At 34.1% G+C, this 26,721-nt stretch carries 22 protein-coding genes and 2 pseudogenes; 2 read left to right on the plus strand and 22 right to left on the minus strand.

Going from position 1 to position 26,721, the window contains the following annotated elements; all coding sequences use genetic code 11:
* Positions 1-176: 176 nt before the first annotated feature.
* From P5P89_RS16865 to P5P89_RS16875, 3 genes are all read right to left on the minus strand, one after another.
* Positions 177-611 (minus strand): DUF6526 family protein, encoded by a 435-nt coding sequence (locus P5P89_RS16865; RefSeq protein ID WP_278009363.1) that lies wholly within the window; start codon positions 609-611, stop codon positions 177-179.
* Between the two features lie 101 nt (positions 612-712).
* Positions 713-1,300 (minus strand): DUF4142 domain-containing protein, encoded by a 588-nt coding sequence (locus P5P89_RS16870; protein WP_278009364.1) that lies wholly within the window; start codon positions 1,298-1,300, stop codon positions 713-715.
* 86 nt (positions 1,301-1,386) lie between these two features.
* Entirely contained in the window at positions 1,387-1,878 is a 492-nt protein-coding gene (locus tag P5P89_RS16875; RefSeq protein ID WP_278009365.1) for a DNA-deoxyinosine glycosylase, read from the minus strand.
* Between the two features lie 170 nt (positions 1,879-2,048).
* On the opposite strand from P5P89_RS16875, the gene P5P89_RS16880 reads away from it, so the two are divergent.
* Entirely contained in the window at positions 2,049-3,074 is a 1,026-nt protein-coding gene (locus tag P5P89_RS16880; protein WP_278009366.1) for a helix-turn-helix domain-containing protein, read from the plus strand.
* Between the two features lie 138 nt (positions 3,075-3,212).
* Here the strand turns inward: P5P89_RS16880 and P5P89_RS16885 are convergent, their stop codons facing one another.
* The 10 genes and pseudogenes from P5P89_RS16885 to P5P89_RS16930 form a co-directional block, all read right to left on the minus strand.
* Positions 3,213-4,727: a serine hydrolase domain-containing protein gene (locus P5P89_RS16885; RefSeq protein ID WP_278009367.1), complete on the minus strand. Its 1,515-nt coding sequence runs from the start codon at positions 4,725-4,727 to the stop codon at positions 3,213-3,215.
* Between the two features lie 94 nt (positions 4,728-4,821).
* Positions 4,822-5,361, minus strand: a complete 540-nt coding sequence (locus P5P89_RS16890; RefSeq protein WP_278009368.1) for a helix-turn-helix domain-containing protein — start codon at positions 5,359-5,361, stop codon at positions 4,822-4,824.
* 94 nt (positions 5,362-5,455) lie between these two features.
* Positions 5,456-6,163 carry a hypothetical protein gene (locus tag P5P89_RS16895; RefSeq protein WP_278009369.1) on the minus strand — a complete coding sequence of 236 codons (708 nt, stop codon included), beginning with the start codon at positions 6,161-6,163 and terminating at the stop codon, positions 5,456-5,458.
* Between the two features lie 189 nt (positions 6,164-6,352).
* Positions 6,353-7,552: an NAD(P)/FAD-dependent oxidoreductase gene (locus P5P89_RS16900; RefSeq protein WP_278009370.1), complete on the minus strand. Its 1,200-nt coding sequence runs from the start codon at positions 7,550-7,552 to the stop codon at positions 6,353-6,355.
* Between the two features lie 80 nt (positions 7,553-7,632).
* The gene (locus tag P5P89_RS16905; RefSeq protein WP_278009371.1) at positions 7,633-9,762 is read right to left on the minus strand and encodes an AsmA-like C-terminal region-containing protein; all 2,130 of its coding nucleotides are present in this window, start codon (positions 9,760-9,762) and stop codon (positions 7,633-7,635) included.
* Positions 9,698-10,432, minus strand: coding sequence for an AsmA family protein (locus tag P5P89_RS16910; protein WP_278009372.1), 735 nt, complete (start codon positions 10,430-10,432; stop codon positions 9,698-9,700). Before P5P89_RS16910 ends, P5P89_RS16905 begins: the two co-directional genes overlap by 65 nt.
* 11 nt (positions 10,433-10,443) lie before the next feature.
* Positions 10,444-11,262: an MlaD family protein gene (locus P5P89_RS16915; protein ID WP_025571731.1), complete on the minus strand. Its 819-nt coding sequence runs from the start codon at positions 11,260-11,262 to the stop codon at positions 10,444-10,446.
* Between the two features lie 25 nt (positions 11,263-11,287).
* Positions 11,288-12,066: pseudogene (locus P5P89_RS16920) on the minus strand (ABC transporter ATP-binding protein).
* 3 nt (positions 12,067-12,069) lie between these two features.
* Positions 12,070-12,825 (minus strand): annotated as a pseudogene (locus tag P5P89_RS16925) (MlaE family ABC transporter permease); the annotation flags it as partial.
* 239 nt (positions 12,826-13,064) lie between these two features.
* On the minus strand, positions 13,065-15,338 hold the full coding sequence (locus tag P5P89_RS16930; protein ID WP_278009373.1) for a glycosyltransferase: 2,274 nt from the start codon (positions 15,336-15,338) through the stop codon (positions 13,065-13,067).
* Between the two features lie 380 nt (positions 15,339-15,718).
* On the opposite strand from P5P89_RS16930, the gene P5P89_RS16935 reads away from it, so the two are divergent.
* On the plus strand, positions 15,719-16,771 hold the full coding sequence (locus tag P5P89_RS16935) for a DNA topoisomerase IB (RefSeq protein ID WP_278009374.1): 1,053 nt from the start codon (positions 15,719-15,721) through the stop codon (positions 16,769-16,771).
* Positions 16,772-16,802: 31 nt separating this feature from the next.
* Here P5P89_RS16935 and P5P89_RS16940 read toward each other — a convergent pair whose 3' ends face one another.
* The 9 genes from P5P89_RS16940 to P5P89_RS16980 form a co-directional block, all read right to left on the minus strand.
* Positions 16,803-17,315, minus strand: a complete 513-nt coding sequence (locus P5P89_RS16940; RefSeq protein ID WP_278009375.1) for a DinB family protein — start codon at positions 17,313-17,315, stop codon at positions 16,803-16,805.
* Positions 17,316-17,326: 11 nt separating this feature from the next.
* Positions 17,327-17,716: a VOC family protein gene (locus tag P5P89_RS16945; protein ID WP_278009376.1), complete on the minus strand. Its 390-nt coding sequence runs from the start codon at positions 17,714-17,716 to the stop codon at positions 17,327-17,329.
* Positions 17,717-17,790: 74 nt separating this feature from the next.
* The gene (locus tag P5P89_RS16950) at positions 17,791-18,000 is read right to left on the minus strand and encodes a hypothetical protein (RefSeq protein WP_278009377.1); all 210 of its coding nucleotides are present in this window, start codon (positions 17,998-18,000) and stop codon (positions 17,791-17,793) included.
* Between the two features lie 11 nt (positions 18,001-18,011).
* Positions 18,012-18,392: a DoxX family protein gene (locus P5P89_RS16955; RefSeq protein ID WP_278009378.1), complete on the minus strand. Its 381-nt coding sequence runs from the start codon at positions 18,390-18,392 to the stop codon at positions 18,012-18,014.
* A gap of 357 nt (positions 18,393-18,749) precedes the next feature.
* Positions 18,750-19,502, minus strand: a complete 753-nt coding sequence (locus P5P89_RS16960; protein WP_278009379.1) for a GNAT family N-acetyltransferase — start codon at positions 19,500-19,502, stop codon at positions 18,750-18,752.
* 72 nt (positions 19,503-19,574) lie between these two features.
* The gene (locus P5P89_RS16965) at positions 19,575-20,180 is read right to left on the minus strand and encodes a Crp/Fnr family transcriptional regulator (protein ID WP_278009380.1); all 606 of its coding nucleotides are present in this window, start codon (positions 20,178-20,180) and stop codon (positions 19,575-19,577) included.
* Positions 20,181-20,551: 371 nt separating this feature from the next.
* Positions 20,552-21,823, minus strand: coding sequence for a hypothetical protein (locus P5P89_RS16970; protein ID WP_278009381.1), 1,272 nt, complete (start codon positions 21,821-21,823; stop codon positions 20,552-20,554).
* Between the two features lie 175 nt (positions 21,824-21,998).
* Positions 21,999-23,417 carry a TolC family protein gene (locus P5P89_RS16975; protein ID WP_278009382.1) on the minus strand — a complete coding sequence of 473 codons (1,419 nt, stop codon included), beginning with the start codon at positions 23,415-23,417 and terminating at the stop codon, positions 21,999-22,001.
* A gap of 129 nt (positions 23,418-23,546) precedes the next feature.
* Entirely contained in the window at positions 23,547-26,711 is a 3,165-nt protein-coding gene (locus P5P89_RS16980) for an efflux RND transporter permease subunit (RefSeq protein WP_278009383.1), read from the minus strand.
* Positions 26,712-26,721 lie beyond the last annotated feature (10 nt).

Below are 26,721 nucleotides of genomic sequence, written 5' to 3' on the forward strand. Positions count from 1 at the left end.
TCCCTATATTTTTTTAAGTTCCAGGTTTTATTTTAATGTTCTGTATCGTGTGAGCGATAGGAGCAAATTACCGAAGTAATGCGGATAGCGCGACAGCATCGTGATAAGAGGGCGTATAACCGCAATGTAGCTTTGCCCTCTTATCGGGATGGTGGCACACCCTGAATGTAATTTAATCACACCCGGTTATAATCGCCTTTCCAGTGTTTTATAGCCTTTTTTATATCGTCTCCAGAAAGGTTTTCTGTAAGTGCGCGTTCAGTTAGCGATAAAAATTCAGCATCAGGCGCAAAGCGGAATGCAAATATCTGATCGTCTGTAAATTTGTTTTCAATGGTTTCAAATCGGGTTCCGGTAAGTACAAAATAACGGTATCGAAGCTCCAGTTTAACAATTCTGTTTTGTAAGATCAAGGCATAATGCTGGCGCAGCATAAACGCGAGACAAAACAGGAATATAAAAACTACAGCAATGACCCCCCAGATTAAGTGTTGTGGAGTGGTAAACGCAAAATAAATGCTAAAAGCCAGAAAAACAATCAGAACAGGGTAATAGATGAAATGATGTGGTGTATAAAATCGAATGTGATTTTGATAAGATTGCACTTTCATGATAGGTTTTGTTTTTGGTGAAACGTAAAAAAGCTATTTAAAAAAATAGCTTTTTTCCAAAGAAATGAACAACCAATACGGTAAAGTATTGTTTTTCGGTATTATTTTTTATCTAAAGCCTCTTTAAGCTGTTTAGCATGCTGTAGGTGTGCAGTTAATGCAACCACATTTTTTGAAGCCCATGCTTTAATTTCCGCATCGTTAGCAGTTTCAGATGCTTTAGTAAATTTATCAATTGCTTTTTCATGCCCGTCAACCATCATATCGGCAAACTTCTTGTCAAAATCAACTCCTGTTTTTTCGTTAAGTTTATCGTATTCGTCTTTACCTTCTTCAGTGATTGAAGTTGGCAATGAAAAATTACGCTTATCTGCGATGGCTTTAACATCTGCAGTTGATTTTGTATGCTCATCAACCAGCATTTTACCAAATTTTTTAACTTCAGGATTGGTACTTTTTGTTTGGGCAAGTTTTCCAATTTCAATTTCAGCCAGATTGATTTCTGCTGCATCAACTAAAAATTCAGAATCATCTTCTTTAGAATCTATAGAGTCAAATTTTGCTTCGTTTTGATCCTCTGCAACTTCTTTTGGGTCTTCTTGTTTTGCTTCATTTTTGCAGGAGTTTAAACTCAGTAAAACAATTCCTGCTCCTAAAACTACTTTGCTTGCTAAAAGTATCTTTTTCATGATTTTTATGTTTAAAATTTATGATGGTAAAATTATTTAAACATGAATTAGATATTTTACACTTTGATTTGATAATGTTATATCATTCAAACTTTAAGGGAATGACTAATGATTTTCCATTCATTCAGTTTTGATTCAAAAGTCTTACTGGCGTTAGCGGGACTTGTAGAGGGCAGCGTCATTAGCTGATACTTATTGTCTAATGATACATATTTTTTAAAAAAGGCAGCTGCTTTCTGTCCATTGAAGAAGATGGTTGTAATGTTTGGATGTTCTTTTAAAAATTGCTCAAAATCATTTGTTACTTCATTTTTAATAGCACTGTCAAGACTGCCTATTCTTTCACAAAATTGCAGAACGTCCCATAAGGCGATGTTGTTTTTGATTAAAAGATTTTTCCTTGTTTCATAATCTTTAGAAAAATCTTCATTTAAAATTTCAAACATAAAACGCCAGAAGTTGTTTTGTGGATGACCGTAATATTGCTGTATTTCCAATGACTTTGTACCAGGCATTGTTCCTAAAATTAAGATTGTGGCATGAGTTGGAGCGATAGGAGCAAAAGAAAAACTTTCCATATTTTATTTATTTAAAAGAAAGTAGAAGTAATTATAAAACAAATCTGAAAAATTATATAACATTTTTGAAGGTGTTTTAAACGAATTTTGAAATTCCACATTAGAAGAAAAATATTGCAAATCAGTTCTTAAGGTATAAAAATAGTTTTAGAATTTTAAATCCGAGCAAAATGAAAATAGTAACTATACATAACGATAAAATTAAAAATATATTCGAAGAACTAACCCAAAGTTTAGGAGGTAAGATAATTTTTGATTCAGATGAATATGGTTTAGAAGTCAACAATAATTTTGCCAAAGGTACTATTGTAGGATCTTCTTTCGGCGATGCTGTTTCCTGTTTGCAATTTGATATGGTTTTTTCTGAAGATGTAAGAATCTGTATCGGAAATCCGGATATCTCTCCAGTATATTTCGCTTATTGTTCAAAGGGAAATTTAGCACATAGTTTTGGAATGTCCGGTGTTGAAAGAAAACTGAAAAAGTTTCAGACTGCTATAGTTTCATCCAGACAAAATGAAGATAATATTTTGTTTTTTGAAAAGAATACCAATACAAAAGTGACTTTAATCGTGGTCGGGACTCAAAATGCTGATTCTGCTGAAAATAATTTTTTGAATCGCAAAGTAAAGGAAACTTTTTTCGAAAAGAACCCTTCAGGTAATTTTTTCTATGTAGGTTCTTATAATTTAAAAATAGCCGAAAAAATCGAGGAGTTAAATGCCGTTACCGAAACCGGAATTGTTCGTAATCTATTAAAAGAAGGCATTCTGAAAATTATTCTGGCAATGGAAATCCAGCAGCATTCTGATGATATGAATAACTGCTTAAAAGAATCAGGCTGTCTGACACTAAAAGAGATGGAAGAAATAAAAAAACTTTCAGATCTTATAAAACAAAGTCCTGAAGAACCATTTACTATAAAATCGCTTAGTAAGCTGTCTGGCTTGTCACCTAATAAGTTACAGGAAGGTTTTAAAATGATTCATGACAGAACGGTAAATGATTTTATCACACACATGCGAATTTTAAAAGCCGAATTTTTAATTAAAAACTCCGACTTAAATATTTCTGAAATAGTGTATTGTATTGGTTTTACAAGCAGAAGTTATTTCTCTAAAATCTTCAAGCAAAAATTTAATTGTAGCCCAAAAGAATATAAATTCAGTCAAAATCAGCTGGCTATTACAGCATAGTAATAAAAACACTGAGAGGCTAAGGTTTATTATTTGATTATTTAGTACTTTTTTGATAACAGACTATTTTTAGTCTAAAAACCTTAGTTTCTCAGTTTTTTATTTTGAGTTGTTTATGATGCTTTAAATAACGTTTTCCTATCTTTTATTCCACAAATCATTTCCAAGATAAAGCTGTCTGGTCAATAATTCTTCATATATACTATTCACATTATCACCATTCAGGAAAATTATATAGCCATTTTTTGATTTAGGAAACCATATAGCTAATGTGCTTACACCAGGGTCTTTTCCAGTATGTAGTAAAGCAAATTCATCCTTGCTGAAATCAGTTAAAATTTCCCAACCCAATCCGAAGAAATCATTTTCCTTAAGTTTTACCTGATGTTTTATCATTTCCTGAAACAAACTTTCAGTAAGTCCGGCTCCATTGATCATATACTCTAAAAATTTTCCATAATCTTCAATCGTAGTTAAAAGGTTTGCCGCAGCATTTGCTTCATAGTATTTTTCGATTTCTAATTTTTCTCCCTTCTCGTTGAAGTTTTGGGAATATCTTGTTTCGTCCATTTCCCTGTCCCACCAAAAATGAGTATCTGACATTTTTAAAGGGTCAAATAAGAGTTCTTTTGCAAGTTCTTCTATACTTTTACCAAGTTTATTTTCAACGGCAGTTCTCAAATATTCAAAACCTTCACCCGAATATTGATATTTTGTTCCCGGATCAAACTGAAAAGTTAGTTTATTTGATGGGGTCAAATAACGCCAATTTGGAAAACCTGTCTGGTGTGTTAGAACTATTTCTGGTGTCAGCTTTTTATATCTTTCGTCATTTTTAATATCCGGATCAATCCAATATTTATATAAAGGCTCGTCTAAATCCAGTAATCCTTTATCAATTAGTTTTAATATAGTCAACGTAAAGATTGGCTTCGTCAGAGATGCTACTTTAAAGATGGTATTATAGGGTGCAGTTTTTTCTTTGTCTAAAGTTCCATAAACTTCAATTTTGGATAATTTTCCACTTTCGATTATCCCAATTCCCAATGCAGGAACATTATTTCGTTTTAATAATTGTTCAATACTACTCTTATCTGTTTCAACAACTGCTTTTTGATTGTCGTAACTCAGGATTTCACTACTCTTGTCGGTTTCAACAACTGTGTTTTGATGATCATAACTCAGGATTTCGCTTAATTTCCAATTATCATTATCCAAAATCCATACATGAGTGAATTTTGCCGTGCTAGTCCATATATCTTCTTTACTCTTTTCTCTTAAATAGAAGTGATGAATTCCTTTTTGGATTGCCCCATATAATTTACTGTTGTTAAATAGAGGAAAGACTTCTACACTTTTTGTATCTATCTTGCGGATTGGTTTTTTTTCTGAATCTGAACAAATGTATTTTTGCGTGTTTTCAAAAAATAAGCTTCTATTTTGAAACCCGCTTTTGTCGTGATAAAATTTTAAATCAGCCGTAATGTGATTTTTCAGATAATCCAAATCACATTGATTAAATACCTTTTCAAAGAAAATGCTATCCTGCTTTTTAAGTGTTATAAATAAGGCTGAATTTTTATCTATTTGTGCATTGACACTTAAAATAAATAATGTTGTAAAGGATACGATAAATAAGAATTGTTTTTTCATCTTTTTTTCTTCAAAAATGCACCAAAGACTCTTTTTTATCCTAAAAAACTACCCGCCAATATCCTGACAATAACCCGCCAACTTTCAAAAACACTCATATAATATTGAAATTCAGACGGAAAAATAGCTTTTCTTTTTTGTCTATCTCGGCTGTATTTCTGAGAATGATGAATGCATTAGACAATACTAAAACAATCATAACAATCAGCATAAACTTACTGCCTAATGAAAACCAGTTTTTCATAAAAGCTGAAAGCATAAAAAGGATAACCGAAAGAACCGTCCATAAAATCTGGACAGAAACAATTTGCTTTGTTAATGGGTTAAATTGCTTTTTAGCAAGCATAATAATAAGAGGGATAATTATATTTATTGGTGGGATTACAGTAAAAAGTAAGGAAGATAAATTAATTAATTTAAGCAATGTCAGGTTAATTTCGTTAGGAATTTCTTGTTTTTGAATTAATTCATTTTCTTGTATCCCTAAAGTCTTCGCTAATATTTTAAGTGTTTGACCTTTGGGCTCATTTCCTGACTCAATACGTTGTATGGTCCTTACTGAAATTCCGGATTTGGCAGAAAGTTCTTCCTGAGTCAGGTTAAATTTTTCCCGAATTTTATTAAGTTTTGACATGTTAGTTATTTTTATAGGTTGCTTAAAGTTATGGTAATTGAAAAACTGAACCTGAATTTTTACACTGTACGCTTCATTTTGCCAAACTGGCCTATTATTCCTTTATTCTCAGGTTTTTTAAATTAATATGTCCAAAATTTACTTCTTTTTCATTGGATTTGCTGTTGCTATTGGAACCATCAATTTTTATTTTATAAAAAAGATTTTCCTTTTTTATGCTTAGACCTGTTCGCATAGTTCCATGTGCTCCGTCAACCAAACAAAGTATTACAAAATAAAAAGCAGTAGATTCTTTTGGCTTGATAATTCTCTTAGAATGAGATAATTTATGAACATTGTCATCTAAAAAAGATTCCAGATTTTTAAGACCATATAAATACACAGGGAATTTTTTAATCGTCATTGTGTCTTCAGGTATTATTACTTCATAATATTTACCTGGCAAAGATGGAACTTCAAATGCATTTAATGGGATATTAAAATTCAATTCAAAAGTATGATCTGTTTCGTTGATTATATTAGTCCAAAATACAGCATAATTATAAACGTCACCTTTTGCATCAGTATATTTCATGCCGCCTCTTGGCAAGCCGTTTTGTATAATAATTTTTTTGTCTTTATTATCCAGATATTCAAATTGGCTATAAATATCTTTATCGTTAAAGATCTCTTTATTCTGGATATTTTTTGTAGAATCTGAAGTTTCTTTTTTGGTTATATCTTTAGTTGGTTTAGAAGATTGCTTACAAGAAAAAAATCCTATTCCACCCAAAATTAAAATCGTAAGAAGCGTTTTTTTCATTGATTTTGCATTTAAAACTTATCTAACTACTTATATAAAAATAATAGCTCTAAAATACCCAAGAATCAGGTAAATTGGAGCTATCATTTACTAATATGAGTTACTCAAAGATATTTATTTTTCTTTACAAAAATCAAACGAAGTTTTGATTATCGAATAATTAGATAAACCAGATTTATGCGGATAAAATCATCTTCCAAATCGATAATATTCTAAATCCGGGTTTGTTTTGTTTTTTATAGAATGCAAAACAGAATTCATGGCCATAACGCTAAAAGTGATTCCGTTACCGCCAAATCCTAAAATGTAGTGTTCGTTTACATCAGGATCTGGTTTTCCAAAGTAGGGCAGGCCGTCTTTGGTTTCTCCAAAAGTACCAGCCCATGAATAATCTATTTTGAAATTAATTTTCGGGAATTTTTTTTCGAATTTATGTAAAAGAAACTTTTCTTTTCTTGGCAGAAATTTGTCACGTTTTACGGGATCTTTAAAATCTTCATCTCCACCGCCCATAATAATTCGATTGTCAGGAGTACTCCTAAAATAGAGATAGGGTTTTGATGTATCCCAGAAGATACAATTTTTAAATGCAGTAGATAATCCTGGTATGCTTTCAGATGCAATTACATAAGTGCTTTTTAAGTTCACCACTTTCTCTTTAAGGGTTTCGGTGCTTTCGTAACCGCTGCAGTGGATGATGTGGTTTGCTTTTATGGTATATTTATTTTGCGTTCGGGCAATCATTTTTTCTTTTTGATTTTCTGTCGAAACAATGTTTGTACGGTCAAAAATCTGCATTCCTTTTTCTTCGCAATAAACATATAAATCTTGCGCAAGTCTGTACGGGTCCATCACGGCAGCTGTTGTGGATTCTATAGCAGCAATAGCATTTAACCCATATTTTTCCAGATCCCATCTTTCAAGCCAGTTTACATCAAAACCATGTTCTTTTCTGGCATTAAATTCATTTTTTAAAAACGGAATATCTTTTTTTAAAGAGCAGAAATAAATGCTTTTTTTGAATTCAAAATGGCAGTCGCTTTTTACATCGTCTATAATTTTTCGGATGTCAAAGATGGCTTTTTTTCCGTTGTTATAACTGTCAACAGCGCATTCTTTACCCCTTAAATTAATGAGTTCATGCAGCGGAACGTCAATTTCATATTGCAGCAGGGCAGTACTTGCTGCTGTACTTCCGTTGCCAATGTCACGGCGGTCAACGACAACTACTTTTTTTCCTTCATTAATAAGCTTATAGGCAATGAGGGCTCCGGTAATCCCGCCTCCAATGATTAAAATTTCCGTTTCAATATCAGAATCTAATGATGGATAACTAGTGTTCATTGCATGTTTCAAGGGCCAGAAACTTTCTGTTGAGCGTAATTTCATGTTTTTAGGGGTTTGGCGTCGATTTTTATATTATTTCGCTTGTGCTTATAGATAAGTGTCTTTTTAATATTGCATTTATTTTACTTCACTTTTTCTTTCTTTATTACTGTATTGCTTTTTTCGTTATAAACAGCACCAAGTATTTCTTTTCCTGTTTTGCTGAATATTTTTATTTTCGGCTCTTCATGAGTACCGGTAATGGTTATTGGAAAACCAACAATCCCAAATGGCGGAAGCCCCAATCGCATTCTTAAGTCCAGTAATCCGTTAAAGCTGGTTGTTCCTTTTACAGTGGGTCTAAAACTGGCTACACTGAAAGTAAATGGTTCAAGGTGAATGAGATTCTTATCAATTTTTGATTTGATTTCGATACCTTTCATATCAGGATTGTTTAGCCCATCCTGACCGGTTTTAGAACTTATTCCGTCAAATAATTTAAGGCCTTTGATTTTTACATCGCGCAGATTCAGCGTACCGCCTCCTTCAAGAGATTCGTATATAGGACTCATATTTCCGTCCAGATCGCCTTTAACTTTATAATCTACAGAGATAATTCCATGCGCTTTTTCGGCGGCAGTAACCATCTCATGAAACATCGGGATTTCTTTATAAGCTCTTTGAACACTGAAATCTTTTGCACGAAAATGTGCATCAAAACGAGCTGCAGTAGGAGATTCATCTGTGTATGATGCATCAACCACCAGCGCACAATCAATAATATTAAATACGGCATTTTGCAAATAGAAATTGCCTTTAGAGACACCTGTTTTTCCTTTAAGATCGTTAAAGACAAGACCGTTATATTCGACTTTATCTGCATTTGCGGTAAGGCTGACATCTAAATTTTCGGGTATAATAACTACTCCGCTCATTTTTGGATGATCTTCTTTTGCATATTCTACTTCTAATTTCCGGTCTGTGTTTTCGCCTTTTTTCAAAGCCATAAATTGATCTACATTGATCAGTTTCGATTTCATATTGAAATTACCGCTTAGTGTTCCGCGTGATTCCAGGAAATAATTGATTGTATTCAAAAGGTATCCGTTGATATCGAAATCGGATTTTCCATAAGTAGCGTAGAACTTCTCGAACCACATTTTTTCATTCTGAAACCTGAAGTTGCCCTGTTTGATAAAAAATGCCTTCGGAAAAAGTTCTGATGTTGCCTTGATATTTTTTAGTATAATAGTTCCTTTATTATTCAGTTTATCATACTGTCCGTTTGTAGCATAACTTTGTTTTCCCTGAAGTGAAAGGTCTGCTTTGGCATAGCCGGAAACATCCATTCCTTTTTTCGAGAATACCTTGTAAATATTCCCCACGTTGAGTTCTCCCTTGATTTTTGCATTATAAGCCAGATCACTAAAATCTGAAAGTGCTGCATTTACATAAACCGGATTGCCTTCAAACACAAAAGAGGCAGGCGCCACAGCTATTATCAAATCTTTGTAGGTGCCAGCTTTATTAAGTGTATTGGCTACAAAAGTGATATTGGTGATTGGGTTAGGATACGAATCTGTTTTAAGCCAGCCATTGCGTAATGAAATTCCGCCAATGGTTTTTGGGAATAATTTTTTTGAAGTACTGAATTTGCCTTTTGCCTGAATATTGGTTTTTAAAATTCCTTTGAGTTCTAAACTGCTTAAGCCTATAGCAGCATCTACAGTTGCCAGATCCAATGCGCCTTTTACGCTTGCATCTACATCCATTTCGGTAAAACCTTTGCTTCGTAAATAAGCAGTGAAATAATCTTTTTCGCCCACTTTAAACCTGAATGTATTTAGATTCACTAAAAGTTTCTCCATATCCAGTGAAGGCATAATAGCATTCACATTCATTTGAAAATCTGTCAATGGGGCAGGGGCATTCTGATAATCGATGGCGCCTTCATTAACTTTTAGATTAAAAGCCAAGTCCGGCTTTTGCTTTTTGGATACATTATAATTGCCTTTAAAAGTAAAAATCAAATCACTTTTGCCAGAAATTTTGGTTTCTTCAAGCCATGTTAAATATTCCGGAGGCATTACAGATAATAAATCTTTTACAGTAGTATCCTCTGAAGCAGCTTTAATATTGATTTTGTATCCATCTCTTAAAATAGTAAATAAACCGGTGAACTTTAAAGGCAGTTTATTGATTTTTAATTCATTTTTCTGAAGGATGAATGAAAGTGCATTTGTATTTATTCGTGTAATTAAATCGGCACGCAATTCTTTTTTTTCGGAGATAAGCTGTTCGGTCGTAATAAAAATCTACGTTATCAATTTTTGCATCCGTATTGAGGTCGAAAATATCTTCGCTTAAGTTCCCTTTTCCAACATAATTGAAACCTTTTGCATCAACCAGAATTTTAGCCGAGCGGTCGTTGTATTTGATATGACAATCTTTAAAATCAATACGTTCCAGGCGAATTGCAGTTCCTTCTTCAGGAGCATTTTTATCCTTTTTCACATCTTTTGGAGCAATATAAATGTTATAATTGGCTTCTCCTTTTTGGTTTACCATCACATTTATATCTGCTTTTGAAACATATAATTCATTAATTTTTACTTCATTGTCGAATAATAATCTTTTAATATTTATTCCAAAAGAAACCTGTTCAGCTTTCAGCAAAGTGTCATTTTTGAAAGGTGCAGAGCCTGTAAGGGATAAATCGTCAAGTGAAACTGTGAGTGAAGGAAAGTGTGTAAAGAATGAAAAATGAGATTTTGAAAACTCCATTTTACTGTCTAATCTTTCATTGGCAATTTTTTTTACTTCAGAAGCAACAGTTCCCGGGAAAAGCAACGGAATCAAAAAAAGTAACAGCAAAATACTTGCTATTACTATTCCTGAAATTTTTGCTGTTTTAAAGGCAATATGTTTGAAGTTGGAATTCATGCACGCTAACTTTATTTATTCTTTTTTTTGTTCTCTTCAGCTTTTTTAGCTGCTTCCTCTGCTTTTTTCTTTTCTTCTTTCAATTTTTCTTCCTTTTCTTTCTCCGCTTTTTCCTGCTGTTCTTCCTTTTTTTCTTTTGCTTCTTCCAGTTTTTCTTCCTTCTCTTTTTCTTTTTTCTTAAAGTAACCTCTTAGCAGAAAGTTGCTTTTGGCAGCTTCCATATTTTCACTGAAACCTTTCGTTCCTTTTTCAAGATTGTTAAGGGTTTTATCCATAGCGTTTGCCATTCCCGGATCGCTAATTAATTTTGACAGAGCTCCGTTACCATTGTTCATACTATGACTAAAAATCGCCAGTTCTTCGGAAATTACGCTTACATTATCCATGCTTTTTTTGACGGTTTTCATAATGTCGCTCATTTCTACACTGCTGACTGAGGCAATTTGACCATTATTTTCAATTGCTGTCTGCGACTTTACTCCCGGAGATATGGTAAGTACTTTATCACCCATCAGTCCGTCAGATCCAATACTTGCCCTTGCATCTGTTTTAATAAATTCGCGGACATCATCTTTAATGACCATTCCTACTACAACGGTGGAATCATTCACCAGCTGAATTTCGTCTATAGTCCCAATATTGATTCCGGAAAATCGTACATTATTACCAACCTCCAATCCGCTTACAGTTTTAAAACTAGATGTAATTCGGAATGTAGATCCAAAAAGATTTTTTTGTTTTCCGATAAAGTAAACTGCCAGTATAAAAAGCAGTAAACCTATTGTTACAAACATTCCTAATTTCCAGGTATATCCAGATTGCTTCTTCATGATCTTTGTTTTTGGTTTTATATTTTTATTCAAAGAATGAGCGTACCCATTCGTCTTCACTTTTTTCTAATTCTTCGTAAGTTCCTTCTGCCTGTATGGTACCTTCTTTTAAAACGATAATGCGGTCAGCGGTTAATTTTGCACAAGGCATATCGTGTGTAATAATGATTGCAGTGGTTTTTTGTTTTTGTTTGATATCTAATATCAATTCGCTTATTTCTCTTGACGTAATCGTATCTAATCCTGTAGTGGGCTCATCATATAAAATAATTTCAGGCTTTAAAATGAGAGTACGTGCCAGGCCTATTCTTTTGCGCATTCCTCCTGATAATTCAGATGGCATTTTATCAATTGCATCGGTCAGTCCTACACTATCCAGGGCTTCTATAACTTCCTTCTCAACTTCATCCGCACTTAGATCGCGCTTGTGTTTTTTAAGGGTAAAAGCGAGATTTTCTCTTACTGACATTGAGTCATATAAAGCACCGCTTTGAAACAAAAATCCAATTCTGACCCTCATTTCATTGAGTTCCTTTTTTTAAGTTCCAGAACATTTTCATCAAAGACTTTTATTTCGCCTTTATCAGGTGTAATAAGTCCGACAATGCATTTTATGGTTACCGATTTTCCAGAACCGGAGCGTCCTAAAATGACTAAGTCTTCGCCTTTGTTCACGGTAAAATTTACTCCTTTTAAAACCTGGTTATCCTTACCAAAAGTTTTATGTAAATCTTTGATTTCGATTATGGGAGTTTTTTTACCCGCATTGGTTATTTGTTCTGTATTTTCTTTTTCCTTAATCATCTTAAAAAATAAATCGGTTATCTGAACGGCAAGCATATCAATAATGAAAATCGAAAGAGAAGCTGTTACAACTGCAGAATTTGCAGCCTTTCCGACACTTTCTGTCCCGTTGGAAGCATTGAATCCTTTATAACATCCAATCATTCCAATAAAAAATCCAAAGAAAAAAGTCTTTATAGTGGCCGGAATCAAATCCAGAAATTCAAGTGACTGGAATATCTTTGTGATGTATCTGTAAAAGCTCATGTCACCATGTATATTGACACCTATATAACCTCCGAAAACTCCAATAGCATCTGCAAAAAACACAAGTATGGGAACCATTAAAGTGGTAGCAAGGATTCGGGTAACGACTAAATAATTATAAGGGTTAATAGCCGAAACTTCCATAGCATCAATTTGCTCGGTCACTTTCATAGAGCCTAATTCGGCGCCAATTCCGGATGATACTTTTCCGGCACAAATCAAAGCGGTGATTACAGGCGCAATTTCACGGATTAAGGAAAGAGCGACCATACCTGGCAGCCATGATTCGGCGCCAAATTTTACTAAGGTAGGTCTTGATTGTAAAGTAAGTACCAGACCCATGATAAACCCTGTTATGGCTACCAATGGCAATGACTTATAACCAATAACATAACATTGTTTAAGGAACTGTCTGGTTTCATAAGGCGGAACAAACAGCTCTTTAAAAAACCGGACTGCAAACATTGTTGCATTTCCTACATCTTCGAAAGTATTTTTTAAGGTTAGAATCAAAATCTTTAGTTTTAGAGTTATATGTCTTGAAAATCAGTTTTTTAACAATTTTGTATTGCTTTTTAATTGTAGTTGAAAGTTACCTCGATACTTGTTAAAATTCTTTACACAACTTTTTTGCAACCTTATATAATTTTCATTCTGTTGCAATAATTATAAAAAAGTGACGTTTTAGACAATTCTAAATAAAAAATCCCTTTCGCTAAAAAGGGATTGGATTTGAAAAATATATAAGCACTTTAAGAATTTATAATCAGGTCAGCCTTTGTTTTAACAAGATCAATTACCTTGCATTCGGCTTCTTTAAAGTTCTCCATGATTAATCTGGCTGTCAGATAACAAACGGTCGATTCTGCACCCTGGTTAAGATTTATATTGTCTTTTTCAAGGCCGTCATAACCGCCTCCGCTAACCGGATTATACATAATCTGATTTAAATGATTTTTGCCTAAAAACCAGTTAAATGCGGTTTTCATATATTCTTTATATAACGGATTTTTGAATTCATTGTAAAAGCCGTTTAGTGTCTGTATAATGTATGAAACATCAATTGGTTGTTCTCCATATTCCTGAGGTTCTGAACCTTTATGGTACCACCCGTTATTTGAAATAACTTTGAAGCCATTTTTAGTAAACATTTTTGACAGAAGGAAATCCAGGGATTCCAGTGCTATCTTTTTGTAAATAGGCTTGTTGGTTACCAAATAGGCGTACAACATAGATTCAGGAAGGATTCCGTTTCCGTATGTTAAATAATTTTCGAACCATTTCCAGTCTTCGGTAGCATTGATTTCGTAGCTGGAAACCAGTTTTGCATTCAGTTTATTGACAATTGCCGAAACATACAAGTTTGGGATTGCAGAATTGTATAAATACAATCCTTTTGTGGCAAATCCGATCGAACGCGGTGACTGAATCGTTTCAGCCCAAGGCAGGCTTTTCAGAAAACATTCTGAAGCTTTTTGTACAATGTTTTCCGGTAAAATATCTTTTAAGGCAATCACGCTTCCTAATGCCCAGATTCCTCTGGCGTTTGAATCTTCAAGGTTTACCTCTGCATTTTGTTCGATATGTTCTCTGTTGTGTTCATCAACATAATTAATGAAGCTTCCGTCCGGTTTTTGACAACGGTGAATAAAATCGAGGTAAATCAGCATATAAGGCAAATCATCTTTGTCGCCCGTTAATTTATAGTGCATCCCAACGGCTACCAATGCTCTGGCGTTATCATCCAAAGTATAACCAGAAGATAAATCCGGAATAGAAATGTTACTGAATTGAATCATTCCTAATTCGGTTGTCAGTTTTTTAACGTGTTTCAGGTGAATTTCAGGATAATCGAAGTCAATTACAGTATCGTTTTCTATTAGGTCAGTGTATCTGCTCATGTGTGTTATGGCAACATTTTCCCATGAAGATGCTCTCATTTTGCGAAAAGCATTTTTACCCATTTCCTCTCTTAAATTATCATCAGAAAGTAGTTTAAGCGTTGCTTCAGCAAACTGATCAACGTTTCCAATATCAACCAAAACACCACAATCTGAACTTAGGACTTCTAAAGTATGAGGGATTTTTGATGCAACAAGAGGGCATGCACAGCTCATTGCATAAGCAAAAGTACCACTTACAGCCTGATTTGGATCTTTTGAAGTAAACAAATAGACATCTGTTGCTTTCAGGTAATCCAAAAGTTCATTTGTTTCTAAATATTGATTGATGAAACGAACATTGTTATGTAAGTTTAATTCATCAACAAGGGCTTCTAATTTATTACGGTAATGATCAACACCATCTATAATTAAATTAGGATGCGTTCTTCCGATAATCAGGTAAAGCACATTTGGCTCTTTTTCTACAATTTTAGATAAAGCCTGTAACCCTGTCTCAATATTTTTTCCTTCACCCAAAAGTCCGAAAGTAGAAAGTACTTTTCTGCCTTCCACATTGAATTTTTGTTTGGCCTGTTCAGGTGTTTCATAAACCACAACGTGGGTTCCGTGTGGTACGCATGTGATAATGTCTTCCTGAATGTTATAATCTCTCATTAGGATTTCCTGAGATTGATTTGTCATTACAAAAACAGAATTACTGTAACTTAAAAGTAATTTTACAAAAGTTTTTAATTCGTTATTTGGATTTTGAATAACACTGTGAAAAGTAAAGGTTACCGGTTTTTTTATAGCATTTAAAAACTCTAATAAATAATCTCCATAGTTGCCGGCAAATAAACCAAATTCATGCTGAATGTGTACCAGTTTTACCAAATCATCATTATTAATTTCTTCGGCTACTCTTACATAGTCCTTCTTGTCGTTTGTATTTAATGTAAAAGCCTGAGTTGAATTTTCTTTGGGAGATTTTACCAGTTCACAAATTTCACAGCTGATTGAATTTCCATATACGTCCATAATCCCTTTGATGGTATCTTGTGTATAAGTGGCAATACCACATTGAGTCGGCGGATAAGTAGACATGAAAATAATTTTCGATTTAATAGTTTGTAGCGTTTTCATTGGGATCATTTTATTTTGTTTAATAAATCATTCGGATTATATAAGAACCAAAGAATTTTAATTGTTTTGTAGTTAATTTCCTTACTTAATTTATTTTGATATAAAATTATTTTAGAAGCAAGCCTGTATTTAATCCAATCAGCTAAAAAATTAACTCAAAAGGTTTAATGTGGGAATTATATAAGAGAATCAGTTCGTTATAAGAACTTTTATAGTCAATAAAAAAATCAATAGGATTAAAACGAATCATTTTAATCAATAAAATTTGTAGAGAGTTAAGAAGCTTTTTTTAGAACAAAAAAATTAATCTCTGTAAGGTAATTAAAATTAAAAGAATAGTGATGGAAAATACAAAGTTTCTTATTCAATATAGAGATATTATGAAAACAAATACAAAATCCCAGGAAAAATTAATGACCCTTTTAATCACAAAACCTGAAAAGGCTATAGAAAAACTAGATTTAGTTTATGTAAGTGATAAATCTATGCCCATAGAGAGATATAAAGAAGGGGATATTTTTGTTTATAAAAAAAATGGAAGGCACATTAAAAAGAAGAGTGAGCTAAAACGTATCCACAGTCTGGTACTCCCGCCTGCATGGGAAAATGTCAGGATTTCGGATTTGTCCAATGGTCATCTTCAGGCGATTGGCCTGGACCAGAAAAACAGAAAGCAGTATCGTTACCATCCAAAATGGAATTTAATCCGCAATCAAACCAAATTCTATAAAATAGCCGATTTTGGGAGAATGCTCCCTGCTATTAGAAAACAGGTCGATTCTGATTTAGAGAAAAAAGAATGGTCAAAAGAAAAAGTCGTAGCACTGGTAATTCGTTTGATGGAAGAAACCCATATCAGGATAGGAAATGAAAAGTATGCTAAAGATAATAAATCTTATGGGCTTTCTACCCTAAGAAAAAGGCACATTAACATTGATAAGAATGCAATAAAATTTGAATTTACCGGCAAAAAGGGAATACAGCATACCATTACTATCCGAAATAAAAGACTCATTAAATTAGTCAGTAAATGTGAGGAAATTCCAGGCTGGGAGGTTTTTAAATATTATGATGAAAATGGCGAAAAGAGAATTCTGGACAGTCACATGGTCAATGTATATCTGCATGAAATATCAGGAGAATATTTTAGTGCGAAAGATTTCCGGACATGGTCAGCATCTGTCATTTTCTTTGAAGCATTAATGGAATTAGGGATTGCAGAAAATGAAAAGGAAATCAAGAAAAATATTTTGACTGCTTTTGATGTTACTGCTGAAGCTTTAGGAAACACACGAAATGTTTGCAAAAACTATTATGTACATCCTTTATTGATTTCAACTTATGAAGACGGAACTATTAAAGAATATTTTGAGAAGTTAAAAAAAGCCGCAGCAACAGACAATATTTTTCCCGTACAGAAACCGTATTTTTAGAAATGATACAGCATTATCAGCCGTTATCTGTTTAAGCTTCGGGATTATTTTTTAATGAAGTACAGATATTTTTTAGTTGATATGTATGTCTTTGCGTATGAAAAACTCCAAAGCTAAGCAGTTCATAAATAGTTAAATTTCCTATTCCGGGTATTTCAAAATCCATGCAGGTAAGCGTTAAATCATAATTGGTGGCTATGCCCAGCATTTCATTTTTGATCTTTTGGAGTGTGGCTAGCAGATTAATTTTGTCGTATTCTTTACTTTCCGGATATATAAAATCGGGTGACTCATATTTTTTATTCAAATTGAGAAATATTTCTTTGAGTGTAGCAATCTTAGCATCAGCTGGCTGATCTAACTTTTTGGTATTTGAATCGCAAACTTTAGTAAAGCCAGATGTTGCTTTTATAATATGTCGGATCACCTGACCAGCTGTCCAGCTTCCTTCAAACGGAATACGATTAATCTCTTCTTGCGTAAATAAAGAAATTGTTTCATTTAATTGTTCAAAAGTTGTGGTAATTTCTTGTTTTAATTCCATTTTCATAATTTTTAATTAAGATGCGCATTATTTACAGAAGTGATCCACCATACATTTCCAAAAGGATCGGTTACCCCACAGGTTCTTCCGTAATCCTGATTGCTTAATTCTATTAAAGAAACTGCACCGTTTTCTATTGCTTTTTTATATGTTTCATCTGCATTATGAACATATACAAATAAGTTTGCAGTTTGTTTTGCCCAGTCGGTATTTTCATCAGTTACCATTATCGTGCTGCCGTTTAGGGTAATTTCGGCATGCATAATAGTTCCGTCTTCCCGAAGTGATTTTGTAGTAGTCTCAGCAGCGCCGAAAACTTTTTTTGTGAAATCGATAAATTTTGTAGCGCCCTGTAAAATCAAATAAGGCATGATAGTCTGATGTGCTGCCGGTATATTCATTTTGTACTATTTTAAAGTTGAAACTTAAAATTACGATTTTTATTTATTGTTTTGTTAATCAGTAAATTAAGGTTTTATAAAAGTACTTCACACTGAAAGCCATGTGAATTTAGAAGTTCGATTATTTTATGATTTGAAATTTCGGAAGCATGGATACGCAGAATTTTATCGCAGTCCTCCAGATCAAAATTGATGACGCTGTTAGGGAAATGTTCAAGAAGCCGCCCTATAATCATTTCTGACTGTGTTGCTTCCTGAACATTTGTTTTAAAAACTTCTATCATCGCAATTGGATTTATATAGAACTGTTTTTAGCACGTTCTATTTTATGATGATAGATATAAGAAGTCATTAAAATCGCCAGAATGATTAAAGGAAAGAATCCCTGAAAATCCAATCCGTCAACTGCAAAATGACTTATTGATGCGAATATAAAGTCGAAAGCAAAACCGGCATAAGCCCACTCCTTAATACGATTTGGTACTTGCGGAATCACTAATGCCAATACGCCCAAAATTTTGAAAATGACTAATGCATTTCCGAAATATTCAGGATATCCTAAATGCCTTATTCCTTCTTTTGCCAGCTCTGTCTGTGATGTAAGGGCTGGCATGACACCTTCAAACAGAAAAATAAGAATGGTCGTAGTCCAGAAAATAATTTTTTCTTTTTTCATTGGTTTGTTTTAAAATAGTTATTAGTTAATTATTCAATACAAATCTACCATTACTATTTTTTTTATGAAACAGGTATTTCTGACTATTTTAGGGGCATTTAGGACATATTGATGATTTTTTTTAGATTGGAAGAAGAAAGATGATAGAAGAAAGAATTAAGCAGGATGGGGTTGCTTAAATCTGTATAATTTACTTGAAAATTTTTGGCAAAGTAATCGCAATCTTGTCATTTCGAGCTTTTGGGAGAAATTACACTAGTAACTCGACAGCAGTGAGTTGCTCTCCCTCAGTCATTTCTCCTTTCGTCGAAATGACAAAAAATCCGTTTTACCAACGTTTCGTTTAGCGAATCCGTATTATCCGTTAGCCATGCACTCCCTTTTCAAAACATAATTTCGAATTACAAATAAATCCTCAAAACCCAATCTGGTATAAATATCTTTTCCCATTGCTGAGGCTTGTAAATGTGCGGTTTCGGCATTTAAATCGATAGAGAGATTTATGGCAAATTTCATGATTTCCTCTGCAAAACCTTTTCTGCGCATTTCGGGAATTACGCCAACACCATGAATCCCCATATCTTTTTCTGTTTGGTAAAGCATAAAAGTTCCGATTGGTTTTTTATCTGCAGATACCAAATAGAAATGTGCGTTTTGATAATCCTTAATCAGAATGTCTTTTCTGATGACGTATCCAAAAGCATTGGGATAAACCTCTGACCAGATTTTGGCATCTTCTTCAGTAATTACTTTTTTGAAAGTTAAATTATCCTGAAGTGTGAATTTTTTATTCAGCTTTAAAAACATTCCAATCTGTTCCGTTTTGATTTCAAAACTGTTTTGTTCCAGAAAATGACTGGAATTACTTTCAAAAATATCCCAATATGGAATTACCAAACCAGGATTGTTTTTTACAATTTCAATGATTTTTGAGACATCACTTTCTTTAATATCTTCTCTAAACCACAACTTATTAGGCCAGCCGGAATTTTGTATTTTGCAGTATTCGATTGCATCCTGTTTTTTGTAGGCTTGGGAAGGAACTCCAACTGTTTTCCAAAAACCGGTTAGATTGTCGATATTATCTTTTATGAGATTTATATTTTTCATTTTTTAATGACGAAATTAATAATACAGCAAAGATAAATTTAGCCTTCTTGAAAAACCTTTACATATGTTGATTTATAAATCTTTTTCGAGACTCTTCCTGATTCGGCTTAACTGAGTAGGCGTGATTCCCAAATGCGATGCGATATGCAGTAGCGGAATACGGTCTGCAATATCAGTATGTTTTTCAAGAAGTTGTACGTATCTCTCAGTAGCATTTTGCATAACGAGCGCAACTTCTCTTTGCTCTTTTTCGATAATCCAGTTTTTTTCCAAATGAGCGATATAGAAGTTTTTGAGATCTTCATTTTCGTTAATCAGCGTCATATATTTTTTATAGTCAATGTTGATTACTAAACAGTCTTCCAAAGCTTCAATTGTAAAATTTGAAGGGGTTTGAAGCATCAATGAAACTTTAGAACCTGCGAATGCATTTTCGAAAAAGAGATTTTTATTGTAGAAATTTCCCTGTTGGTCTGTAATATATGCTCTCAGGATTCCTTTTGCTATAAAATGAAGGTTTTTAGCGATTTCTCCATTTTGTAATAGTGTTTCACCTTTTTTAAGGGTTTGGAATTCTGCGATTTCCTCAATAAATTTCCATGTTTTTCCGGAAATAGGGGAGTAACTTTCAATTTTTTGATTTAGGTTGTTTAGGTATTTTTCTTTATTGAAAGTCATTTTTATTTTAGCTTTTATGGAAGACTAAAATAAATAAGTTTTTTTTTAGTTGCAAGTTGAGGGATAGCTCTCGAAAAAACGTAAAGTCGTAAAGTTTTTAAGTTTTCATTTTGTGACAAAAATAAATATTTCTTTATGAAAACTAATTTCGTAGCCCTGATAGCAGCGTTATCCTTTTATGGTGGGGTTCATAAAAGATATAGTGGATAGCAGGAAACAGCTCCTAAAAAAAACGCCATGAAAACTAAAAGTCTCACAGCGTTTTTTAAATTTTATCGAAATGTGTTATTCGTAACAAGTATAATCTACTTTGATAGTTTTGGCTTCATTGTCTTTTGTGAAACTGTAGGTATCTACTAAATTAAAGTCATCTAAATAAATGGTTCCCCAAAGTTTGTAATCATCATTCTGATCGGCGCGTTCTGCTTGTGAGTAATATTTCTCAAAAGTCCTGTCGTCTTTTTTTCTATTTTGGATTTTCTGTATTGCAGGACTTCTTTATCCTGATAGGAGGTGTAGGTATGAATAAACGGAAACTTGTTCTCTGTACCTCCACAGTTATTTGACCAGACTACATTATTGATATAATACGAGATACAATTGTTTTCAAATTTTTCTTCTGTAAAAGTATTCATATAAGAAAACTTGTCATCCGCCATAAGGGTATATGATTTTTGCAGCAGTTTACCATTCTCAAGCCAATATACTGTTGTTTCATTGGCATCGCCAACGTTCCCGCTAAATATCACTTTGTTATCATCATAGTTAACAGAACAGACTACAGTCTGATCCTCTCTCGTGATTTTTGTAAGCATACCATCTTTGTAAACGAATTCTTTTTTGCTGTTGCTTTTTCCTTCATCTTTATAGTAGGTCACGGCTGTGGGAAGCCCTTGGTCGTTAAAGGAAACACTTTTTAAAGGAATCCGGACACCTTTCTTTTTAAGGAAGTAAGAATCCAGCGTTTTTAATTTTGCTGTTCCCTGTTTAAAAATGGCTTCATCATCTAATTTAATATCAGGAATAGGGAGGGAGTGATCGCTCAACAACGCTTTCATCACTTCTTTGGATTTGGCAGTAATTTTGTTTTTGCCTTGCAATGAAGCAACTTCCTTTTTGTACTTTCTCGTATTGATAACGTATGAAGACTCTTTTTTCGATTTCAATTGTTCTGCTACAAATTCAGTTGCCATTTTTGTGCCTTCCTTTACTTGTACTTTATCATCCAGTTTTCCGCTCCAATAAGCAAATGCCTGAAAAGACTGGCCGTCTCCGGTAATATCTAGTGTTTGTTTATTTTCGAAAAGAACATAGGTGTATTTACTGATGGTAATGATTTCTAGGTTTTCTTTTGGAAAATTACGATTCAGTTCCGCTTTTTCAGAATTGTCTTCATTGCCTGCATAGACAGTATTCCCTTGTGAAGAATATTCGTTTACATCGACCAGGAAAACATACTTTTTACCTTTTTTAATCTGCAAAGTATCTGGGATTCTTTTTTCTTCTATAATTGGTGCTGCCATTGCGATTTCCTGAACGGCTGTGGTTTTAGCTTTAGATATTGGCTTTTTTTTACCTTTTTTCTGGGAATAGCCCTGAAATGAGAGTGTTAGGAGAAGAAGTAATGCTAGTAAATGTTTCATTTTATATTTGTAATTAAATTTTTACAAATATAAGTCTTTTAATAAATTATTAAATAATTATCTTACAAAATTTTAGAGAATAGGTCTAAATATCTGAATTTCAATACATATAAAAAACGCTGCAAAACGTAAAGTCTCACAGCGCTTTCAGAAATAAATAATTAAAAAACGGGTATTATCTCCAGCCTCCGCCCAATGCGCGATATAAATCGGTATTGGCAGATAAATGTTGTCTTTTTATGTCGGCAAGTTCCAATTCGCTTTGTAACAAATTCGATTGTGCCGTAATTACTTCAAGATATTCAGCCATACCATTTTTGAATAATAAATTAGCATTTCTGATAGCTGTCTGTAATGTTTTTACACGTTCCTGAAGAAGCGTTTCCTGTTGTTGTAATTTTTCTACTTTAACCATAGCATCCGCAACTTCACTTACAGCAACCAAAACTTGTTGTCTGAAATTTAGAACTGCTTTTTCTCTTTCCGCTACAGCGATATTATATTGTGTTCGTACTCTTTTATTATTGAATATTGGCTGAGTCAGACCACCGGCTACAGTTCCGAATAAAGAAGCCGGAATATTAAACCAGTTGCTCGTTTCGAAAGAGTTTAATCCGCCTTGCGCTGTGATTCTTAAAGCAGGATATAAATCTGCTTTTGTGATTCCAACATTAGCATTTGCTGCTTTTAAAGCCAATTCTGCACTTTTTACATCGGGTCTTCTGCTTACTACAGAAGATGGAATTCCAATTTTAGTATTGTTTTCAATTGTAATACTGGTCAAAAGCGTATTTCTTTCTTTCGCATTCGGAAAAGATCCTGTTAAAACACTCAAAGCATTTTCCTGAATCGCAATATTTTGTTCTAATAAAGGAACCAATTGAGCAGCAGTTAATTTTTGTGCTTCAGATTGTTGAACAGCCAATGAAGTAACCTGTCCTGCATCGTATTTTAATTTGATGATATTGGTTGTACTGTCATTCAACTGAACATTTTTCTTAGCGATTTCCAATTGTGCATCAAGCATTAGAAGATTGTAATATCCTTTAGAAACATTTGCCACAATAGTAGTCTGCAATGCTTTTTTTACTTCTGATGACTGAAGATAACTGGCGTAAGCACCTTTTTTCTGATTTCTGATTTTCCCCCATATGTCTGCTTCCCATGAAAGTGAAGCGCCTGCAGCATAATCGTCAATATGTTTGGCACCAATCGCCTGACTTAGATTTAATCCTGTAAAACTATTGTCAGACGGATTGCTGGTGCTTGCATTTACAAATAAATTAACCTGAGGCACATTTCCCCATTTTGATTGTGTAAATCTGTATTGCGCAATCTCCATGTTTTTCTGTGCAATTTGTAAATCGTTATTACGTGTTACAGCACTATCAATTAATTTGACAATATCCTGTTCTGTAAAGAATTTTTTCCACTCCACATCTCCGATACTAGTGGTGTCGGATGAAATCGATGCACTCCTGAAATTTTCAGGGAATGCATCTTTTGGAGTTTCAATATCCTTAGAAACTTTACAGGATATGAATGTGACGATCAAAATGGCAATCATCACGATTTTGGTTATATAATTTTTCATTTTACTTTATCGTAATTAAATTTCTGGACATTTATCTTTTTTGCTTTCGAGGTCTTTCGAAATTCTATAAGAGATGTATGCTAGGCTTCCGATGATTGTCATCAGAATTGTCGTTATATAGTTTTCCATTTATTTTTCTTCGTTATGAATTACAGCTACCGGTTTTCCGGAAACTTTTTCTTGTAAATGCTGGAATACGATAAATAAAACCGGGATAATCATTAACCCAAGAATTACTCCCGAAACCATTCCTCCGGCGGCACCAATACTAATAGAGTGATTACCCTGAGCCGATGGACCTTTGGCACTCATCATTGGAATCAATCCAACAACGAAGGCCAGTGACGTCATGATAATTGGGCGCAAACGTAATTTTGCAGCTTCAATAGAAGCTTTTATTAACGCCTGACCAGATCGTCTTTTTTGTACTGCGAACTCTACAATCAGAATCGCATTTTTGGCCAGCAATCCGATAAGCATTACTAAGGCAACCTGTACATAAATGTTGTTTTCGATACCGGTTAATCCAATTGCTACAAAAACTCCAAATATACCTGCAGGGATAGATAAGATTACAGCAAGAGGCAAGATGTAACTTTCATACTGTGCAGCAAGTAAGAAATAGATAAAGATCAGGCACAATAAGAAAATAGTTGCCGATTGTCCTCCTGAAGAAATTTCTTCACGGGTTTGTCCTGAAAATTCATAACTATAACCTGCAGGTAACTGTTGCGCTGCCACTTCTTCAATTGCTTTAATGGCATCTCCCGAACTAAATCCAGGTTTCGGAATCGCATTAATCGAAATTGAGTTAAACAAGTTGTATCTCGAAGCGGTTTCTGAACCATAAATACGGCTTAATTTTACAAGGGTATTTATTGGAACCATTTCGCCATTTTTGTTTTTTACAAACACACGGTCAATAGCGGTAGGATCTGCTCTGTCTGCAATATCGGCCTGAACTACAACTCTGTAATATTTACCAAATCTGTTAAAGTCAGATGCCTGTGCACTACCAAAATACGCCTGCATGGTTTGTAGAATGTCTTTTACTTTTACGCCTAACTGATCTGCTTTGGCATCATTGATATCCAATTGTAATTGAGGATAATCGGCTTTGAAACTGGTAAAGGCTACAGCAATTTCCGGACGTTTCATTAACTCTCCAATGAATTGTTGCGAAATCCCGCTAAACTTATCCAGTTTGCCTCCGGTTTTATCCTGCAATACTAAATCCAAAGCTTCAACATTACTAAATCCAGGTACAGTCGGGAAACTAAATACGAAGAAACTTCCTCCTGAAATCGCACCTAATTTTCCGCGGACTTCATTCATGATTTCGTCAATATTTTTAACCTCTCCACGTTCTTCGTTTGGTTTAAGTAATACGAAAACAACTGCAGAAGACGGACTTGTAGAATTCGTCAATAAGTTGAAACCTGAAATTGCAGTTACAAATCGTGATGAATTTAAACCTCTTAAAGTATTTTCTGCTTCAGTCATTACTTTTTGAGTTCCGTCAAGCGAAGTTCCCGAAGGTGTATTTACTGCAATTGCAATAAATCCCTGATCTTCAGTTGGAATAAATCCAGCCGGAGTTGTTTTTACCATTACAACCGTTGCGAAAGCAATTAAAGCTAAACCTCCTAAACTAACCCATTTATTGCGAATTAAGAATTTTAATCCGCCAACATAACGGTTGGTCAAAGATTCGAAACTATTATTGAATCCGATAAAGAATTTCTCTTTAAAGCCTTGTTTAGCATATGGCGTATTTCCATCATGCGCTGCGTGATTATCCTTTAAGAATAAAGCGGCAAGGGCAGGACTTAAAGTCAAAGCGTTAACTGCCGAAATTACAATTGCAATTGCCATCGTAAAGGCAAACTGACGATAGAAAACTCCTGTTGAGCCTTCCATAAAACCAACCGGCAGGAATACAGCAGCCATTACCAGCGTAATCGAGATAATAGCACCCGTTATTTCGTGCATTGCTTCATGCGTGGCTACTTTTGGAGACAAATGTTTATGCTCCATTTTCGCATGCACGGCTTCGACCACTACAATGGCATCATCTACCACAATACCAATCGCAAGAATTAATGCGAAAAGCGTTAGAAGGTTAATCGAGAATCCGAATAACTGCATGAAGAAGAACGTTCCTAAAATTGCTACAGGTACAGCAATAGCCGGGATTAATGTTGATCTGAAATCCTGTAAGAAGATAAATACCACGATAAATACCAGGATAAAGGCTTCCAGTAATGTATGTTCTACTTGCTCAATAGATTGATCTAAAGAAACTTTTGTGCTATAGAAAATGTTATGTTTAATACCATTTGGAAAATCTTTTGAAGCTTTTTCCATCATTTTATTAATCGCAATCTGAATATCATTAGAATTTGAACCTGCTAACTGAATAACTCCGATTACAATTCCTTTTTTACCATTCAGACGTGTTAAACTGTTATAAGAATAAGCGCCCAATTCAACTCTTGCCACATCTTTTAAACGCAGGACAGAACCATCTGCGTTAGAACGAATGGCAATATTTTGATAATCTTCAGGTTTGGTTAGTTTTCCTTTGTATTTAATTACATATTCGAAAACCTCTTTACTTCTTTCACCAAATTTACCTGGAGCCGCTTCCAGACTTTTATCCTGAATAGCGCCCATAACTTCGCTTGGTGTAACATTGTGAGTTGCCATTTGTGTTGGATTTAACCAAACACGCATAGAGTAATCTTTTACACCACCAAAAATACTGGCAGAACCTACACCCGGAATACGTTTAATCTCCGGAATAATATTAATTTGAGCATAATTGGCAACAAATGTCTGATCATATTTTGACTCATCATCAGTATACATACCGATTGCCATGATAAAACTGTTTTGTTGTTTTGCCGTAATTACACCTTGCTGAACAACCTCTGCAGGCAACTGACTTGTCGCCTGAGCAACCCTGTTCTGAACGTTTACAGCAGCCTGATCGGCATCTGTACCTAATTTAAAGAAAACGGTAATCGCTAACGTACCATCATTACTGGCAGTTGAACTCATATAAGTCATATTCTCAACACCATTTATAGATTCTTCCAGAGATGGTGCCACAGAACGTAAAACCGTTTCTGCGTTAGCTCCGGGATATACCGCCGTTACCAAAACCGATGGTGGCGCAATATCAGGAAACTGTTGTAAAGGCAATTTCGTAAGTCCAAGTACTCCCAGAATCACCAGTAAAATGGAGATTACGGTTGCCAGTACGGGTCTTTGTATAAATATTTTGAACATTTTCGTAAAA

Source organism: Flavobacterium gyeonganense (assembly GCF_029625295.1).
Taxonomy (GTDB): domain Bacteria; phylum Bacteroidota; class Bacteroidia; order Flavobacteriales; family Flavobacteriaceae; genus Flavobacterium; species Flavobacterium gyeonganense.